The 19,577-nt window shown below is 45.6% G+C and carries 15 protein-coding genes; 11 read left to right on the forward strand and 4 right to left on the reverse strand.

All coding sequences use genetic code 11. The features are described 5' to 3' along the window. Positions 1 to 239: 239 nt before the first annotated feature. Genes T538_RS0106625 through T538_RS0106640 form a run of 4 tightly spaced genes read left to right on the forward strand, consistent with a single transcriptional unit; the run spans position 240 to position 5,618 of the window. Positions 240 to 1,685: a RapZ C-terminal domain-containing protein gene (locus T538_RS0106625; protein WP_031532811.1), complete on the forward strand. Its 1,446-nt coding sequence runs from the start codon at positions 240 to 242 to the stop codon at positions 1,683 to 1,685. Next, positions 1,682 to 2,446, forward strand: coding sequence for a nucleotidyltransferase family protein (locus T538_RS0106630; RefSeq protein ID WP_031532810.1), 765 nt, complete (start codon positions 1,682 to 1,684; stop codon positions 2,444 to 2,446). The genes T538_RS0106625 and T538_RS0106630 overlap by 4 nt, the downstream gene beginning before the upstream one ends. Next, complete coding sequence (locus T538_RS0106635) at positions 2,443 to 4,251, forward strand: MutS-related protein (RefSeq protein ID WP_031532809.1); 1,809 nt, start codon at positions 2,443 to 2,445, stop codon at positions 4,249 to 4,251. The genes T538_RS0106630 and T538_RS0106635 overlap by 4 nt, the downstream gene beginning before the upstream one ends. Further along, a complete protein-coding gene (locus T538_RS0106640) occupies positions 4,248 to 5,618 on the forward strand; it encodes a D-alanyl-D-alanine carboxypeptidase (protein ID WP_031532808.1) in 1,371 nt (456 codons plus the stop codon). The genes T538_RS0106635 and T538_RS0106640 overlap by 4 nt, the downstream gene beginning before the upstream one ends. Positions 5,619 to 5,676: 58 nt before the next feature. Here the strand turns inward: T538_RS0106640 and T538_RS0106645 are convergent, their stop codons facing one another. The 4 genes from T538_RS0106645 to T538_RS0106660 all read right to left on the reverse strand — a co-directional run bounded on the left by T538_RS0106645 (position 5,677) and on the right by T538_RS0106660 (position 12,308). Next, positions 5,677 to 6,627 (reverse strand): hypothetical protein, encoded by a 951-nt coding sequence (locus T538_RS0106645; protein ID WP_031532807.1) that lies wholly within the window; start codon positions 6,625 to 6,627, stop codon positions 5,677 to 5,679. A gap of 76 nt (positions 6,628 to 6,703) precedes the next feature. Further along, positions 6,704 to 7,198, reverse strand: coding sequence for a hypothetical protein (locus T538_RS0106650; RefSeq protein WP_155993037.1), 495 nt, complete (start codon positions 7,196 to 7,198; stop codon positions 6,704 to 6,706). Between the two features lie 35 nt (positions 7,199 to 7,233). Next, positions 7,234 to 9,039, reverse strand: coding sequence for a RagB/SusD family nutrient uptake outer membrane protein (locus T538_RS0106655; RefSeq protein ID WP_081834889.1), 1,806 nt, complete (start codon positions 9,037 to 9,039; stop codon positions 7,234 to 7,236). Positions 9,040 to 9,059: 20 nt separating this feature from the next. Then, on the reverse strand, positions 9,060 to 12,308 hold the full coding sequence (locus tag T538_RS0106660; RefSeq protein WP_031532804.1) for a SusC/RagA family TonB-linked outer membrane protein: 3,249 nt from the start codon (positions 12,306 to 12,308) through the stop codon (positions 9,060 to 9,062). A 455-nt stretch (positions 12,309 to 12,763) separates the two neighbouring features. Between T538_RS0106660 and prfA the strand changes: the two genes are divergently transcribed. From prfA to miaA, 7 genes are all read left to right on the forward strand, one after another. Next, positions 12,764 to 13,873, forward strand: coding sequence for a peptide chain release factor 1 (prfA, locus tag T538_RS0106670; RefSeq protein ID WP_031532802.1), 1,110 nt, complete (start codon positions 12,764 to 12,766; stop codon positions 13,871 to 13,873). Positions 13,874 to 13,889: 16 nt separating this feature from the next. Then, complete coding sequence (gene pyrF, locus T538_RS0106675) at positions 13,890 to 14,717, forward strand: orotidine-5'-phosphate decarboxylase (protein ID WP_031532801.1); 828 nt, start codon at positions 13,890 to 13,892, stop codon at positions 14,715 to 14,717. Between the two features lie 94 nt (positions 14,718 to 14,811). Next, a complete protein-coding gene (gene lpxD, locus T538_RS0106680; RefSeq protein WP_031532800.1) occupies positions 14,812 to 15,855 on the forward strand; it encodes a UDP-3-O-(3-hydroxymyristoyl)glucosamine N-acyltransferase in 1,044 nt (347 codons plus the stop codon). A 4-nt stretch (positions 15,856 to 15,859) separates the two neighbouring features. After that, a complete protein-coding gene (locus tag T538_RS0106685; RefSeq protein WP_031532799.1) occupies positions 15,860 to 17,245 on the forward strand; it encodes a bifunctional UDP-3-O-[3-hydroxymyristoyl] N-acetylglucosamine deacetylase/3-hydroxyacyl-ACP dehydratase in 1,386 nt (461 codons plus the stop codon). Between the two features lie 6 nt (positions 17,246 to 17,251). Next, a complete protein-coding gene (gene lpxA, locus T538_RS0106690) occupies positions 17,252 to 18,025 on the forward strand; it encodes an acyl-ACP--UDP-N-acetylglucosamine O-acyltransferase (protein ID WP_031532798.1) in 774 nt (257 codons plus the stop codon). A 12-nt stretch (positions 18,026 to 18,037) separates the two neighbouring features. After that, the gene (locus tag T538_RS0106695) at positions 18,038 to 18,595 is read left to right on the forward strand and encodes an IS1096 element passenger TnpR family protein (RefSeq protein ID WP_031532797.1); all 558 of its coding nucleotides are present in this window, start codon (positions 18,038 to 18,040) and stop codon (positions 18,593 to 18,595) included. Continuing rightward, entirely contained in the window at positions 18,585 to 19,505 is a 921-nt protein-coding gene (miaA, locus tag T538_RS0106700) for a tRNA (adenosine(37)-N6)-dimethylallyltransferase MiaA (RefSeq protein ID WP_031532796.1), read from the forward strand. Before T538_RS0106695 ends, miaA begins: the two co-directional genes overlap by 11 nt. Positions 19,506 to 19,577 lie beyond the last annotated feature (72 nt).

Below are 19,577 nucleotides of genomic sequence, written 5' to 3' on the forward strand. Positions count from 1 at the left end.
ACTTACCATCGGCTCTCTTGAACGTAACTTGCGGCTTGGTTGCCCCTTGCTTAAATCTATGTCGAAACAACATTGACACGATTTTTCAACTTTCAACATTTTCAAGTTCCAATTGTCCATTGTCAACTGTCAATTCAACTCTCTATGCCATTGCCACGGAACAGGATTTTTCTTCTCCCCAACAAACAACATAGGGAGAAATAGCCGACATTCTCTCAAATTTTTCGTAAATTTGCAGAATGGAACATTTAAAACAATTATACGAATCTTGGAAAGGCTGCGAGCCTACAAGCATACAACTGCTGCCGGCTGCCGGCAGCAACCGAAAATATTACAGAATCTCTGATGCCGACGGCTCTACCGTTATTGGCGTTGAAGGCACATCGGTAGAAGAAAACCAGACATTCATCTACCTTGCCAAGCATTTTGCCGAGAAAGGTCTGCCTACGCCAAAGGTGCTAGCGCAGAGCAACGACTCGCGCTACTACATTCAGCAAGACCTTGGCGACACATCGCTGTTCAAGGCTATAGAGGGCGGACGCAACGCCGGAGGTGAGTATTCGGCAGAAGAAAAAGAACTACTCAGACGCACCATCCGTCTGCTGCCCGACATGCAGTTTAAGGGCGCAGAAGGGCTGGACTTCGGCAAGTGCTATCCGCAGCCAGAGTTTGACCGCACAGGCATTATGTTCGACCTGAACTATTTTAAATACTGCTTTCTGAAGGCTACGGGCATCGACTTCAACGAACTGAAGTTGGAGCACGACTTCTGCCAGATGGCAACAGACCTCATCGGCGAGGACAGCAACACGTTCCTCTACCGCGACTTTCAGGCTCGCAACGTGATGCTCGACAAGGACGGAAATCCGTTCTTCATCGATTTTCAGGGCGGACGAAAGGGCGCGATTCAGTACGATGTAGCTTCCTTTCTGTGGCAGGCATCGGCTAAATATCCGCAAGAACTTCGCAACGAACTAATTGACGTGTATCTGGATAGCGCATCAAGATACGCAAAGATTGACAAGCAGCAGTTTACCGAAAAACTGAACCTGTACGTGCTGTTCCGCATCCTTCAGGTGCTTGGCGCATACGGCTTCCGCGGATATTTTGAGCGCAAGAAACATTTTGTAGAGAGCATTCCGCCGGCAATAGAGAACCTGAAGGCGCAACTTGCCATCTGCGGACAGAAATACGCATATCTGCACAAGATTCTTGGTGAGATGGCCGAACTTCCGCAATTCAAACCGCAGGTTGCAAGCGTTTCGAAATACGACGGACAGGGCGAACTTACAGTAACCGTGTACAGTTTCTCGTACAAGAAAGGTATTCCGACTGATGAAAGCGGCAACGGCGGCGGATATGTGTTTGACTGCCGCAGTACGCACAATCCCGGCCGATACGAACCTTACAAGCCTCTTACGGGTCTCGATGCGCCGGTAATCAAATTTCTTGAGGACGACGGCGAGATTCTAACCTTCCTCGAAAGCGTGTACAAACTCGTAGATGCTCACACAGAGCGTTTCATGAAGCGCGGATTCACTCATCTGATGTGCTGCTTCGGATGCACGGGCGGACGTCATCGCTCGGTCTACTCAGCGCAGCACGTTGCCGAGCATCTGCACCAGAAATACGGAGTTAAGGTTCACATCATCCATCGCGAACAAAACATTGACACTTGGCTATGAAAGTAATGATTTTTGCTGCCGGACTTGGCACCCGGCTGAAACCGCTTACCGATACGATGCCAAAGGCTATGGTGCCTGTAAACGGCAAGCCCCTTCTGCAAATACTCCTCGAACGGCTGCAACGAGCCGGAGCGGACAAGGTGGTGATAAACGTGCATCACTTTGCCCAGCAGATAAAGGATTTTGTGGCACAGCACAAATTTGCCGGCGTTGATGTGGCTATAAGCGACGAAAGCGACCAACTACTCGAAACGGGCGGCGGCATAAAAAAGGCTCTGCCGCTCTTCAACAACGGCAACGACGAGCCAATTCTTATTCACAACGTGGATATTCTGCACAACGTAGATTTGCATAGATTCTATTCCGAAGCATCCGAAATGTGCCGCCAGAAAGAGATGGGCGCAATGCTGATGGTTAGCAACCGAAGCACATCGCGATATCTACTCTTCGACAACGACAATCGTCTTGTAGGCTGGACAAACATCAGCACAGGCGAGGTAAAATCACCATACAAGAATCTTGACGTAAGCAAATGCAAGATGTATGCCTTCTCGGGCATTCACATCATAACGCCTGCTCTCGCGCCGTTCTTCGACGAGTGGCAGGGCAAGTTCGCCATCATCGACTTCTATCTGAGCGTGTGCAACCGCATAGCCATATATGCCAACGTAAACGAGAATCTGCATCTCATAGATGTCGGAAAACTCGACACTCTGGCAAAAGCCGAGGATTTTCTGAAACAACAAGAAGCCGAGGTATGAGCGCAGAAAAATACCACTCGATAATCGCACAACAGAAAGCCGATTTAAAGCGTATCTCGCTCAGAATATACGGCTTGGGACTGACTAAACTCGTCGTTTTCGTGCTCACTCCGCTTGCCGTCTACCAGCTTTGGGGCGGCAACAGCATTTTAATCTTTGCCGTGGCATGCGTTGGAATAGCAGTCTTTCTGCTTCTTTCAAAATGGCAGGACAGATTTCTGTACAAAGAAGACATCTGTAAGGCTCTTATAAAGATAAACAACGACGAGATAGCATCGCTCGGCGGCGATTTCTCGGCTTTTGCCGATGGAAAACAGTACACAGACAGCAGTCATCCGTTTACGTTCGATATTGATGTATTCGGCGCAGGCTCTCTGTTTCAGATGCTAAACCGAACCGCCACGCAACTGGGCAGCAACACCTTGGCAGAGTGGCTGAAAAATCCGCTTACAGACAAAGGCGAGATTGAAGCGCGACAGAAGGCGGTAGACGAACTGAGCAGAAAAGTTGAGTGGCGACAGTCTTTTGCGGCCGCGGCAACGGTAGGCAACAAAAACAATATCGAAGACCTCGAAATGCTCGACCAATGGGCAAAGAGCGGCGATGTTTTCAACAAGCCGATTCTCAGGCTTCTGCCAAAAATCGTCATAGGACTAAACATCGTGTTGGCTGTACTTTTCGTTGCAGGCTTGATTAAGGCAGATTTTTACATCTCGCTCTTCTTCGTCATAGCCGTCGCCGCCACGATGATGTCGGGCAAAATCCGAAAGATTCAGATTGGCTACAACAAGTCGCTCAGCACGCTTTCAACATATTCAAAACTCCTCAGTCTCATAGAGAGTCAAGAGTGGGAAAGCACTCTGCTGCGCAACATTCAGTCAAGCGTATGCAGCAACGGCGGAAAGGCTTCGGAGTCTATCCGCGCGCTCGACAAGGTGCTGCACAAACTCGACTCCAACAGCAACATAATGGTTCTGCTCGTTCTCAACGGACTTTCGCTTAGCGACTTGCGATGTGCCGTCTCGATGGAAAGATGGAAGCACGAGTATGCCGAATCCATTCCTACATGGCTCAAGGCGATTGGCGCGGTTGAGGCTCTGGCATCGCTGGCAAACTTCAGGTTCAACAACCCCGATTATGTCTTTGCCAACATAACAGAAGACGACAGTCTGATAAAAGCAGAAAGACTGGTGCATCCGCTTATGCCAAATGCCGTGCCTAACCCGATAGACATTAGCCGAAAACCGTACTTCCTTGTCGTAACGGGAGCGAACATGGCAGGCAAAAGCACGTATCTGCGCACGGTGGCAACGAACTATGTGCTTGGCTGCATCGGCGCGCCTATGTGTACAACCGACGGCAACAACCGTCTGCACCCGGCAACGCTATTCACAAGCCTGCGCACCAACGACTCGCTCCGAAGCGGCGAAAGTTATTTCTTTGCCGAACTGAAGCGTCTGAAGATGATTATCGACAGGCTGAACAACGGCGAACGCATGTTTGTAATGCTCGACGAGATTCTGCGGGGAACGAACTCGCACGACAAGCAGCAAGGCAGCTACTCGTTTGTTAAACAGCTGATACTGATGCAGACGAACGGCATCATAGCCACGCACGACCTTGCCCTTGCACGGCTGAAGTCGGTCTTTCCCGAAAGCATCTCGAACCTTTGCTTCGAGGCTGACATCTGCAACGATGAACTGACATTCAGTTACAAAATACGCGAGGGAGTAGCACAAAACATGAATGCGTGCTTCCTGATGAAAAAAATGGGAATAAACATTGTAAACGATTTGGAAAATTGAAAAAAAGAAGACTGAAGAAAGGCTGCTGGTACATCATCATTCCGTTTCTGGCAATAGCAGCCATCGCCTTGTTTTACCTGTTTACATACTTGATAAACGAAGCGGGAAACGCCTGCACAAAGAACGTGCCTGCACCACCAGCCAAAACGATTAAGAAAACGCCCGAAGAGCCTAAGCCCACAGCGCAGCAGATTGCCTTCGACAACAATCTGAAAGAGGAGATTAACAGATTTCTGCACTCTCCTCTAAGGCTCGACACGGGCGAGATTGCCGTCTCGGTATTCAACCTAAGCACCAACCGCGCGGTTTTTGCATATCGCGACAGCATGAGGCTTCCGCCGGCATCGTGCCTAAAGATTGCCACGGCGGTAGCAGCCCTCGAAACACTCGGCATGGACAGCCGTCTGTACTCGTCGTTGCAGATTCGCGGCGACATGAAGGGCGATACGCTCGTAGGCAATCTTCTGCTTCGCGCCGATGCCGACCCTCTGCTCGAAAGCTTCGACACGCTTACAACACAACTCCGCCAGCATGGCATCAGCCACATCCGCGGAAATATCTACCTCAATATTGCCAAAGAAGACACTCTCGTTCCGCACCCCACGTGCAAATATTGGGACATTCCATACCACAAAGTGCCAATTCTTCTGAAAGGACGAAAGCGTATAATGAAGGATTTGATTGCATCGCTCCACGCCAAGGGTATCTCGTTCGAGAGCGACGGAAAGGTTAATCCGCCAAAGCCTAACTACAAGATTGTGGCACGCTCGTCGCACCTGCTGCGCGATGTCATCACGCCGATGATTATACACAGCAGCAACATAAAGGCCGATGCGCTGATGCATCATCTCGACTGGAAGACAGGGCGTATAACCGACGGTTGCACGCACTTCGACATAAAGCACTATACCGAGGTTTGGATGGAGAAAACCTTCGGACGAAAGAAGATGACTGCCATAGAGCCAGACAGCACAAGGGCATTAGATAGTTTTGTTATAAACGACGGCTCCGGACTCTCGCCCGACAACCGCTTGTCGGCATGTTTCTTGGTTGATATTCTGAAACGCGTTTACAAAAATGTGCCAATGCGCAACTATTTCATCAGCGAGGCTCTCGCCTCTCCCGGCATTCCCGAACGCATGGGCTCGTTGCAGACAAGACTCGCCCAACCGCAATACCGCGACCGTCTTTTTTGCAAAACCGGAACGATGGTAACCGTAGGCACTTCGGCCCTTGCCGGCTTCATTCACGCGTACAATGGTCAATGGTATGTTTTCTCGATAATAAACACCAACTCACCCGTTGCCGAATCGCGAATATTTCAAGACAAGATTTGCAAGATTATAATAGGAAAAAGCAACCATTAAAGCATAAAAAATCCCCACCAATTCTGGCAGGGATTTATTTTTGTATGTAAAATTTAAATTACTTTACACGAACACCAGCAACATTGTACTTAACACCGTTTGCAGAGATAACAATCTTGCCGTTCTCGATTGACTTAACAGGAACTGCAGAGACAGCAACAGGAGCAGTAACGCCAGTAGACTCACCAGCTACAGACAAAACTGGGTCAATATCAGTCTCAGAGAAACCAAATGCACCAAGAGAGAACTTAGAACCGCAAGCGTGTACATAATAGAAGCAGTCCTTATAAACAGCAACCTTTACGTAACCAAAACCACTTGTACCGACCTTTGTATAAGGATTTTCATTTGCAGTTACATCAGACTCGGCGTTCTTGAAAGACTTGCCATCTACTGAAGCCTGAATGATTGTCTCTGGCCACAAAATCTGAGAGTAACCTGCCTCCTTCAAGTAGTTAAAGTCTGCATCGCCAACCAATGTATAGCCCTTGCCCTTTACATCACCAGCCCAATCAGCAAAAAGAGTATAGCCAACAGCATTCTTACCCTCTTCCCAAACCATATAAGACTTGTTTGAAGAAAGTTTACCAAATACATAAAGATAACCGTCCTTCGCTACAGTAAACTTGAATACTGCACCAGATGCTGGAGCTGCATCGATTGCACCCAAGTTACTACCTTCAGAATCCTTAGGATTAGTCTGTCCCTGAACACCGTTAGCACCATCAACATCAACAGTAGCTGTTGCTGTGCCAAGAGTTATAGAACTGATAACTTCAGCAGCTGCATTCTTTGCATTTGTACCTACAATCTTGTAATCATCATCAAAAGCAGATGTACATGTTACAGCTCCGTCAATCTTACCAAATTCAAAACCTGCAGACTTAGAAACAGCAGTAGAAGCTGCATCTGCACCAAGCAATGTCTTACCGTCTACAACACAGATGCTCTGTGCATTAGCTACGCACGCTGCGAAAATTGCAGCAACAAAAAGTAAATTTTTCTTCATGATAAATAAATTAAATTAATATATGTTTTATTTTATTGAGTTGAGGAAGAGAAACTCCTCCTCAACTCTTTAGTTATTACTTGTTACCTACGAAACTATATTTGTAAGTATAGTCGTAATACTTTCTGCCAACTCTTACCGACACAACTTTACTAAATGCAATCGTAGCCTTCTCTACATTTTCATCGCCCAAGATTCTTCCTGTAAACTGTGACTCAAACGCATTTGTCGGAACTTGATTGAAGAAATAAAAGTTATAAATGTCCTTTGCATAAGTAATATTAGCATCACAAGTAAGGTCAAGATCTAAAGCCTCCGAATAAGCTCTGATACTTGTAACATTTTCAACACCTGTAGCCGTGAAAGTTAACGTTCCTGGAGCCTCAGACTTTGTCTCTACATTATTAGGGTCTACGGCAGTTAAATACCATGTTCCCGAATATGTGCCAGCAGAAGCGATCTCAGCAGTTACACTTGCCTCAAACTCATCACACGAATCATCGCTAGAGCATGACGCAAAATTAAACAAAATTGCCAATAAAACAAGCAATGAATATATTATTTTTTTCATTTGATTTCTTTATTATACGTTTATATATTCATCTATTAATAACCCGGATTCTGATCTGCAGTTGTCAACGCAGTATTTGAGTTCAATTCACTTGTTGGAATTGGACGATACCACTTGATCTCACCCTTATTATTCTTCATTGCAGCCGAAGAAGCCACATAATCATTAAAGGCTACATTATAGCGGACCAACTGCTTTGTTCTACGCAAATCCATCCAACGCTGTCTCTCTGCATATAATTCACGAGCTCTTTCATCGAGAATTACATCAAGCTTATTCAATTTGAATCCTGCAGGAAGAGAGTAAGCAACGCTATATGAATCAAATGCTACTGCAGAGACACCAGCACGAGCACGCACAGCATTAACCTTTTCCAATGCAGCACTTTCATTGCCAGCCATCAAATAGGCCTCGGCAGCAATAAGATACATATCACTTACATGGAAAAGCACAATGTCGCGATAATCGTTTGAACCAGCCAACTGAGCAGATTCTGGATCATCATACTTTCTTACACATACACCGTTGTTGGTCAGAAGATTGAAATCCTCCACAGAGATTGTAGATTTAGTCCACTTGCCATTTTCATCGAATGTATATTTGACAACTGGGTTAGAAAGAATTGCAGCCATTGGCGGATTGTAGTAGTCGCCCTTAATATACTGTTCCTTATTAGCCTCGAACTCAGCCTCAGCTTCAGCAGGCGTCGTATAGTATGGGAAGAAACGGTTTGCTATACCAAGTTCATTCAACTTTGAAGAGTTGTAGAATGCATAGTAACCCTCTGTTCCCCAGTTTGCAACCTTGTTAACAACCTTAGCATTGTACAGAGTTGTCATATAAGTAGCCTCATAACGTGTATCACCCTTCTCAAACAGATACATACTCTTCTTGCTCTGCTGATTGTCACTTCCAACATTCTTTAAGCCTGTAGTAGAACATGCACCATAATAGCCACCATAATTATTCTGCAGGCTATGACCACCATCAGAAACATCGCCAGGATAACCTGCTCGATCGTACTGAACAGAGAAAATCTCCTCGGCATTACCCTCGTTTGATGGAGCCCACTTGCTTTCGAATGTCATTGTTAGCTGAACACCATTGATAGCCTTCTCAGCCCACTGTGCTGCTTCAGTAAAGTTTGTTGTTGACTTTACAGAATAAGTTCCATCTTCGGCATTAGTCAAGTCTGTATCCAAGTCCCATCCTGCCGACAATGTAACTTTTGCAAGAAGTGCAGCTACAGCCTGCTTGCTTGCTCTGCCACTATGATTTTGCTCATCAAGTTTACTATTATTATAGATGTCTGTGAGATCTGAAATCAAAGCTGGGTAAATATCGGCAATCGCCGTACGAGGATAGCTACGTTCTGCACCCTCAATATAACTTGTGATATAAGGTACAGAACCAAACTGCTGAACAAGCATATAATAACAATAGCCACGAAGGAAACGAGCTTCTTGTCCCAATTTGCTATCAGCACCTGCATATTTGATAACACCATTTGAATAATTAATAACCTTATAAGCATTAACAAAAAGATTATAAACAGTGCCATTCTCAGCCGTAAGAGTGTATTCATTGAACTCACCACCATTATGACCACGAGTATTCAGATACAAATCTGTTCCCTGATCTGTCAGAGCGACCTCAGTAGACAAACTCTTCAAACCGCTATAAGCAGTTGTCAACAAACTTGTTGCATCTGAAGAAAAATATCCCTCAGCAGTTTGGCCACCGGCTTTTTTATCTTCTGCTTCCAAAAAATCGCTACAACTTGTAAGTGCAAATCCAGCACAAAAAGCCGCGATTACAGGAATATATAATGTTTTTTTCATTTTTCAATTACAATTAATTATTAGAACTTCACGCTTGCACCAATCTGGTATGTAACAGTGCTTGGACCATCATTCTTAGCAGCAGCATCTGCCCATTCAGGATCGAAGCCCTTATAGTTTGTAAATACAAATGGATTTGTTACAGTTGCGTAGATGCGGAGTTTCTGACAACCGAACTTATTCAAGAAACTCTTTGGTACAGTATAACCTAGGGTAATATTCTTAACCTTTACATAAGAAGCATCAACATTTGCCTTTGCAACATTATAATATGAAGCCTGCGCACCAACACCACCATTTGAGCCTCCATTATTAGGGAATGGATATTCACCATAATGAGTTGTTACCTGATATACAGGGTTTATTATTGTACCATCAGCATTTACACCATCACAGTCTATAAGAGTTCCTGCAGGTATATAATAATTTACATTCAGTTTCTGACGTCCACGGTCGTTCCATGCCAACTGGTCGCCATTCATAAAGTTTGAATAAACTGTATAGTTCTGCTTTGTGTAAAGCGACATGTTGAAATCCCAATTCTTGTATGTAAGGTTAGTTGAGAAACTACCAGTCCATGAAGGATTTGAGTTGAAAATATACTTGTCATTATCGTCAATAGTACCATTGCCATCACGATCAATAACGTATGGCTGTCCTTCCTGCAATCCATAACAAGCGTAGTAATAGTCGTACGACTTAACCTTATCACCAGGGGTAAAGCCCTTATCCTTTGCAATCTGGGTGTTTGGAACAGTCATGTATCTATCATCAACAATGCCACCCATCTTGTAATTGTAAACATTATATACAGATGAGCCAACGAACAAACTATTTGTTGTACTTTTAACAAGTCTTGTATCAATACCATTGATTTCAAGAACCTTGTTGCTGTTACTTGCAAAAGTAAATGTTGTAGACCATGTCAAATCCTTCTTCTTGATATTCTCTGTTGTCAAAGAAACCTCAACACCCGTATTACGAACACTACCAACATTTGTAGTCATTGTTATACCTCCTGTCTCAAGAGGCAACAATACAGGGTAAAGCAAGTCTTCTGAAGTTTTACGATACCAATCGACAGTACCATTGATTCGACCACCTAAGAAACCGTAGTCCAAACCGACATTCAACTCACGAGAAGTTTCCCATTTCAACATTCTGTCAACAATATCTGAAGCATAAAATCCAGAACTATAAGATGTTCCAAATGGATAATAAACAGGACCAGCAACAGACACCTGAGTAGCATAAGCACCAATACCGTCACAGTTACCAGTTACACCATAGCTGAAACGTAGTTTCAAGTTAGATATCCAATCATATTTCTGAATGAACGCTTCTTCAGACATACGCCAAGCAACAGCAGCAGAAGGGAAACATCCCCAACGATAGCCATCAGCAAATTTAGAAGAGCCATCCCAACGGACAGTTGCAGTAAGAAGGTACTTGCCCATAAATGCGTAATTACCTCTCAAAGCATAAGAAAGCATATCAGTATCAGAGTATCCGTATTTAGAACCATCTGCATCAAATGTTCCAGATGTCAAATTATACCAGTCTGTGCCAGCCATTACGTCTGTAGCAGCCCAAGTACTTGATTCTGTATTACCTTTTTGCAAAGCAACAAGTCCCATCAAACCAACATCATGTTTTTTGGCGATTGTTGTATTGTAATTTACAACATTATCCCAAGTCCAGCTGAAACTACGGCTCTTCTGAAGTGATGCAGAGTTTGTATCGCTGTCATCGTATGCCTTGTTAGTAACAGGATTTATATAACCTGCAAACGAGCCTAAGCGATAGCTTGTGTAGCTTGGAGAAAATGTAGTCTTGAAATTCAAGCCCTTGATGATATCAAGTTTCAAATAAACATTACCAAGGATACGCCATGTCTCACGTTCCTGCTTGGTGTTTTTCATCAAATCCAAAGCACTAACCTGATCAGAGAACTGATATGTACCATCTGTACCTACAGCAGCTGCTGCACCCGGCTTATGGTTAATGTTGCCGTCAGCATCATATGGCTGCATAAATGGATTCATACGGAATGCAACAGAAATTGCATTATCGTTAGCGTACTCATTCTCAGAATATGCCATATTCATGCTAAAGCCTGCGCTAATCACCTTATTGACCTTAGCATCAACAGAACCCTTAAAGTTGTAACGCTGTTCAGCATCACCTTTATATATACCTTTTACTCGGTTATAACCTACACCAAAATGATATGTAGCAACTTTTCCGCCACCATTTACAGAAAGATAATGGTTCTGCTGCTGACCATCCTGTGTAACAAGAGAAGGCCAATCCTGTGTAGCACCACTCTGAAGCATAGATTTCAACATATATTCGCCCGAACCGACATGTTCTCTAAGCAAGCCCTGCTCTACCGCACCATTACCCATTGAATAGATTGGATTTGCCACGCCTGACTCTGCCGAAATCAAGAACTTGAGGAAACGATACTTATAGAACTGTTCGCCAGTCATAAAATCTGGCATACGAGTTACTTTTGAGATACCATAATATCCGTCATAACTGATAGTTGGCTTTTGCTCCTTATTAACAGCCAAACCACCCTTTGTAGTTACCATTACAACACCAGCTGTTGCACGCGAACCATAGATAGCTGTTGAAGAAGCATCCTTCAACACATCGATACGCTCGATATCCTGCGGATTAAGGAAGTCAATATCATCACACATAACACCGTCTACAACAAAAAGAGGTGTTGTGTCAGAGTTGATTGATGACTTTCCACGGATTTCTATTCCGAAACCACCGTTAGTACGACCAGAAGACTGAGTAATGCTAACACCAGGCGTTGAACCCTGGAGATTTTCAATTACACTTGACGCTCCTTTGGCATTAAGCGCCTCAGTCGTGACAGAAGAAACAGAACCTGTCACATCCGACTTTTTCTGTACTCCATAACCAATAACGACGACCTCGTCAAGGTTTTTACTGTCTTCCTGAAGCGTTACCTTCAGTTCCTTCTTATCAGCCTTAATCTCCTGCGAGATATAGCCGATGTAAGAGAAAACCAATGTGCTGTTTGCGCTCACGCCCGAAAGTGAAAAATTACCTTCAATATCGGTAATTGTTCCGTTAGTCGAACCTTTTTCCAACACATTAGCACCAATGATTGGTTCACCATTTGCATCGAGCACAACACCCTTTACGGTTCTCTGTGCAAAAGCAACGGTGCAGAGCAAAAACATGAACAACGCCATGCAAGCTCTTTTCATCAGAATTTTCGAATTCATAGATGTGCTTAATTATTATTATTGTTATTAATGATATTAGACTGCTTGGATTGCTTTCTTCAGACTACATTTCATTTTTTCTTTCATCGTCAAAGTGTACCTTTCAGCATTGGTGGCAAAAATATAAAAGTTTTGGCAAAAATACACTATCTTTTTGCTATTCTTTTCGAAAAAAATCTGTAATGTGCTCGAAAACATATTTTTTGTGTCCGTTAACATATATTTATGTACGTTATATTCAAAAAATGTCAGACAAACCATCTTAACGGCAAAAAATACAATAAAGTCCAACAATATTTCATAATCACAGTTTATACAAAACATCAAGAATACGCGCTCTGAACCTGACGCCAGACATTATCACGAGCAAACGGAATGTCTGTCGACACCATTTTAATACATATTTTTTGTCAAGTCGTTAAAAAGCACTATCTTTGCACAAATATCAACACTTTATGGCAGAAAACAACATTTTAGATAAGCTTGACGGACTGGTGAGCAGATTCGAGGAGGTCTCGACACTGATTACCGACCCTAACGTTATTGGCGATCAGAAACGCTACGTAAAGCTGACTAAAGAATACAAGGATCTTGAAGATATTCTCAAGGCTCGAAAGGCTTATATTCAGGCACTTGAGAACCAAAAGGAAGCAAAGAACATATTAACAAACGAGCAGGATGCCGACCTGAAGGAAATGGCACGCGAGATGCTCAACGAGGCTGAAACAAAAATTCCGGCCTTGGAAGAGGAAATTAAACTTCTGCTTGTGCCTGCCGACCCTGAAGACGACAAAAACGTGATGATGGAAATCCGTGGCGGAACGGGCGGCGACGAGGCTGCACTCTTTGCCGGAGATCTCTTCCGCATGTACAGCAAATATTGCGAGACAAAGGGCTGGAAGGTTGCCGTATCAAGTTTCAGCGAAGGTGCTGCCGGCGGTTTCAAGGAAATAATCTTCAGCGTGTCGGGCGAGAAGGTTTACGGCACTCTGAAATACGAATCGGGCGTGCATCGCGTTCAGCGCGTTCCGGCAACCGAGACTCAGGGACGCGTACACACATCGGCTGCAACCGTTGCCGTGCTTCCAGAGGCCCAGCCATTCGATGTTGAAATTAACGAGGGCGAAATAAAGTGGGATACATTCCGTTCGAGTGGTGCAGGCGGCCAGAATGTAAACAAGGTAGAATCGGGCGTTCGTCTGCGCTACATGTGGAAGAACCCTAACACCGGCGAGGTTGATGAAATCCTCATCGAGTGTACCGAGACGCGCGACCAGCCTAAGAACAAGGAGCGAGCACTTGCCCGACTCCGCACATTCATCTACGACAAGGAGCACCAGAAATATATCGACGATATTGCAAGCCGGCGAAAGACTCTCGTGTCAACAGGCGACCGTTCTGCAAAAATCCGCACATACAACTATCCGCAGGGCCGAATTACCGACCACCGCATAGGATACACCATATACAACCTCAACGCATTTATGGACGGCGACATTCAGGACTGCATAGACCATCTGATTGTGGCAGAGAATGCCGAGAGACTGAAGGAAAGCGAACTATAACATAATCACACATACAATGGACAAGAAACAACTATTCGAGAACATCAAGGCAAAGAAATCGTTCCTTTGCGTTGGTCTTGACACAGATATCAAGAAGATACCGCAGCATCTTCTAAAGGAAGAAGATCCGATCTTCTCATTCAACAAGGCAATCATAGATGCAACCGCACCTTATTGTATAGCATACAAGCCAAACCTCGCCTTCTACGAGAGCATGGGCGTAAAGGGCTGGATTTCGTTCGAGAAGACAATAAAGTACCTCAACGAGAACTATCCAAACCACTTCATCATTGCCGACGCAAAGCGCGGCGACATTGGCAACACATCGGCTATGTATGCCCGCACCTTCTTCGAAGAGATGAACATCGACTCGGTTACAGTTGCACCATACATGGGCGAAGACAGCGTGAGCCCGTTCCTTACATATCCTAACAAGTGGGTTATCCTGCTTGCGCTTACAAGCAACAAGGGTTCGCACGACTTTCAACTTACAGCCGACAGCAACGGCGAGCGTCTGTTCGAGAAAGTTCTCCGCCAGTCACAGAACTGGGGCAACGACGAGAACATGATGTACGTTGTTGGCGCAACACAGGGCAAGATGTTCGAGGACATCCGCAAGGTTGCTCCAAACCACTTCCTGCTCGTTCCGGGCATCGGCGCACAGGGCGGCAGCCTCGAAGAAGTGTGCAAGTACGGAATGAACAGCACCTGCGGACTGATTGTAAACTCGAGCCGAGCAATAATCTATGCCGACAGCACCGAGAACTTCGCAAAGGTGGCTGCCGAGAAGGCAAAGGAGGTTCAGCAGCAGATGGAGGCAGAACTTGCCAAAGCAGGTCTGTAACAGAAAACTCGAACAAATAATTTGAGTTTTTGTCGGTTTATTAATTTTTTTTTACGTTATTTGCATATCAATGTGAAATAGCATTAGTTACAATATGGATTTTTCAGCTAAACAGATAGCCGAGTTCGTTCAGGGCACCGTGGTTGGTGATGAGAACGCAACAGTAAATACATTCGCTAAAATAGAGGAGGGAAAGCCCGGCGCTATCTCATTCCTCTCAAACGAGAAATATACTCATTACATATATGATACCGAATCGTCAATCGTTCTTATAAACAAGAGCGTAACACTCGACAAGCCGGTAAAAGCAACCCTTATAAAAGTAGACAACGCGTATGAATGCGTAGCAAAACTTCTTGCTCTCTACGAAATGAGCAAGCCAAGGAAGAAAGGCATTCACCCAACAGCCGTAATTTCAGAAAGTGCTAAGGTGGGCGAAGACTGCTACATAGGCGCATACGCTGTTATTGGCGACAACTCGGTTGTGGGCGACGGATGCCAGATTTATCCTCACGCTGTAATCGGCGACAAGGTTACGGTTGGCGACGGATGCACGCTCTACCCTAACACAACCGTATATCATGGCTGCAAACTCGGCAACAGAGTGGTTTTGCACTCTGGCTGCGTAATCGGTGCCGACGGATTTGGATTCGCTCCTACTCCAGAGGGCTACGAGAAGATTCCGCAGATTGGTATCGTAACCATCGAGGACGATGTTGAGATTGGTGCAAATGCATGTGTAGACCGTTCAACAATGGGTTCGACATACGTTCGCCACGGCGTTAAACTCGACAACATGGTGCAGATTGCCCACAACGTTGATGTTGGAGCAAACACCGTGATGAGCGCACAGGTAGGCATCGCCGGCTCGACAAAGGTTGGCGAATGGTGTATGTTTGGCGGTCAGGTTGGAATTGCAGGTCACGCACATATTGCCGACCATACCAACATAGGCGCACAGAGCGGCATTCCAAGCGACGTGAAGAAACCGGGACAGAACCTTATGGGCTATCCTGCAACCGACTTCAGAAGTTTTGCACGCCAGAGCGCAGCAATAAAGAATCTTCCCGACATGGTTAGAGAATTCAACCAGTTGAAAAGGGAACTTGCACAGTTAAAAGAACAAATAACAAAATAGTATAATGTTAAAGCAGAATACACTTAAAGGCAGCTTTTCACTCTACGGAAAAGGTCTGCACACAGGCTTGAGCCTTACAGTCACATTCAATCCTGCACCAGAGAATACTGGCTACAAGATTCAGCGAATTGACCTTGAAGGACAGCCTATTATCGATGCAATAGCAGAAAATGTTGTAGACACACAGCGCGGAACAGTTCTTGCCAAGGGCGAGGCTCGCGTAAGCACCGTTGAGCACGCAATGGCTGCACTTTATATAAAAGGTATAGACAACTGTCTTATTCAGGTTAACGGACCAGAGTTCCCTATTCTGGATGGTAGTGCAGAGCAGTATATCGAGGCTATCAACCGCATCGGTATTCAGGAGCAGACAGCCGTTAAGGACGTTTACTATATCCGCAAGAAAGTTGAGTTCAAGGACGAGGAGACAGGTGCTTGCATCACCCTTCTGCCTGACGAGAACTTCAGCATAACAACAATGATTTCTTACGATTCGCAGGTGCTTGCATCACAGTTTGCAACACTCGACGACCCTAAGAATTTCGACAAGGAGATTGCCGCGGCCCGCACTTTCGTCTTCGTTCGCGAGATTGAGCCTCTATTGGCAGCCGGACTGATTAAGGGCGGCGACCTCGACAACGCTATCGTTATCTACGAGAGAGAAGTATCTCAGGATACACTCGACAAACTTGCCGACATGATTGGCACAGAGCATTGCGACGCAAAGAAACTCGGCTATCTTAACAGAAAGCCTCTTGTTTGGGAGAATGAGCCTGCACGCCACAAGTTGCTCGACATCATCGGCGACATGGCACTTATCGGCAAGCCTATCTGCGGTAGAATCATCGCCACACGTCCGGGACACACAATCAACAACAAGTTTGCACGCCAGATGCGTCGCGAAATCAGAAAGCACGACATTCAGGCACCAGCATACGATGTTAATCAGCCACCAATCATGGATGTTAACCGCATCCGCGAATGCCTTCCACACCGCTATCCATTCCAGTTGGTAGACAAGGTAATCGAGGTTGGCTCAAACTATATCGTTGCAGTAAAGAACGTTACAAGTAACGAACCATTCTTCCAAGGCCACTTTCCTCAAGAGCCTGTAATGCCGGGCGTTCTTCAGATTGAGGCAATGGCACAGGCTGGCGGTATGCTCGTTCTGAGCACCGTTGAAGAGCCAGAGCGCTGGAGCACATACTTCATGAAAATTGATGAGGTTAAGTTCCGCCAGAAAGTTGTTCCGGGCGATACTCTCGTATTCAGAGTAGCACTTCTTGCACCGCTGCGCCACGGCATCTCTTCAATGAAGGGATATGCATTCGTGGGCGAAAATGTTGTGTGCGAGGCAACATTCACCGCACAGATTATAAAGAATAAATAATAGATAATGAGCAAAATAAGTCCACTGGCATACATTGATCCTGAAGCAAAGATTGGTGAAAACTGCGAAATCGGTCCTTTCTGCTTCATTGACAAGAATGTTGTTATAGGCGACAACAACGTAATTATGAATAATGTGAGCATTCTTTACGGTGCTCGCATAGGAAATGGCAACACCTTCTTTCCCGGTGCCGTGATAAGCGCGGTTCCTCAGGACCTCAAGTTCAAGGGAGAGGAGACAACCACTCAGATTGGCGACAACAACAAGATTCGCGAGAATGTAACAATTCACCGCGGAACGGCATCAAAGGGCACGACAATTGTCGGAAGCAACAACCTTTTGATGGAGACCGTACATGTTGCGCACGACTGCGTTATCGGTAGCAACTGCATCGTTGGTAACTCAACAAAGTTTGCCGGCGAGGTTGTGGTTGACGATTGCGCCGTTATCAGCGCAGCCGTTCTTGTTCACCAGTTCTGCCACATCGGCAGCTATGTAATGGTTCAGGGCGGCTCTCGCTCAAGCAAGGACATTCCTCCTTTCATCACAGCAGCACGAGAGCCTATCAGTTATACCGGACTTAACCTTGTGGGGCTGCGCCGCCGCGGATTCAGCAATGAGCGCATAGAGAATATCCACAACGCTTATCGACTGATTTACACAAGCAACCTTAACGTATCGGACGCACTTGAGAGAATAAAGGCAGATTTAGAGATGAACGACGACATCAAGTATATCGTCAACTTCATCGAAAGTTCGGCCAGAGGTATTATTAGATAAAATAATAGCGATATGGTTTACACATTCACCGTCTTCTCTGAAGAGGTTGAGGACTTCGGCGCAATCATCAAGATTGACTCAGAAGCTACATTCCTCGACCTGCACAAGACTATCTTGAAGGCATGCAAGTATTCCGACGACCAGATGACAAGTTTCTACACTTGCTCGGACAACTGGGAGAAGGAGCACGAAGTAACCCTTGAGGACATGGGCGACGACGGCTATGACGAAAAGTACGTCATGGCAGAGACTCATCTCGACGAACTTCTCGAAGAAGAGAATCAGAAGGTTGCCTACATCTTCGACCCGATGGCAGAGCGAATGCTCTTCCTCGAACTGTCGAAGGTTGAGTACAGCAAGGACCTCGACAAGCCTGAAATAGTCAAGGTAAAGGGCAGCGCGCCTCAGCAGATGCTCGACTTTGACGACCTGATGACTAAAGCCCCAGCCATTGGAAACGCTGCCGATATGGGACTTGGCGAGGATTTCTTCGGCGACGAAGGTTTCAACGAAGATGAACTTGACCTCGAAGGCATGGAGTTCAGCGATGGAGACCCTTATGCAAACTAAAAAGACACTTATAGTTCTTATAGGACCAACTGGCGTGGGAAAGACTGACCTAAGTCTCTCCCTCGCCTCTTGCTTTAAATGTCCCATAATATCGGCAGACTCGCGACAGATGTACCGCGACATTCCGATAGGAACGGCTGCACCCACTCCTGAGCAACTGAAGCAGGCAAAGCACTACTTCGTTGGAAACCTCGGACTAACCGACTATTACAGCGCGGCAAAGTACGAGGAAGACGTGATGAAACTGACAGAGAAACTCTTCAAGGAGCATGACGTCTTGCTCCTTACAGGCGGCTCGATGATGTACATAGACAGCGTTTGCAAGGGCATCGACGACATTCCGACAGTTGATGAAGAGACTCGCCAGATTATTCTCGAAAGATACGAATCTGAAGGACTCGAAAAACTCACCGCCGAACTGAAACTGCTCGACCCTGAGTACTATGCCGAGGTCGATCTGCACAACTATAAGCGCGTTCTTCACGCCCTCGAAATCTGCTACATGACTGGCAAGCCTTATAGCTCGTTCCGTACAAAGAAGGCAAAAGAGCGTCCGTTCCGCATCTTGAAATTCGGACTGAGGCGCGAGCGCGAAGAACTTTACGAGCGCATTCACCGCCGCGTTGACATGATGATTGAGAACGGCTTGATAGAAGAAGCACGCAGAGTATATCCGCACAAGTATTACAACTCGCTCAACACCGTGGGCTATAAGGAACTGTTCAAATACTTCGACGGCGAGTGGACTCTCGACGAGGCCATCGACAAGATTAAGCAGAACACGCGCCTCTACTCGCGCAAGCAGACAACATGGTATCGCCGCGATGAAGAAGTGGTGTGGCTCGAACCTGCCCACCAGACAATAGACGAGATGATTGAGTGTATAAACGACAGAATAAGACAATCATAACACATACGGCAGGAAAATATCTGCAAAACAAACCTGCGGTTAAGGTGATTACAAAAAATAATATTTAACTTT

The organism is Bacteroides sp. Ga6A2 (assembly GCF_000702225.1).
Lineage (GTDB): Bacteria > Bacteroidota > Bacteroidia > Bacteroidales > Bacteroidaceae > Ga6A1.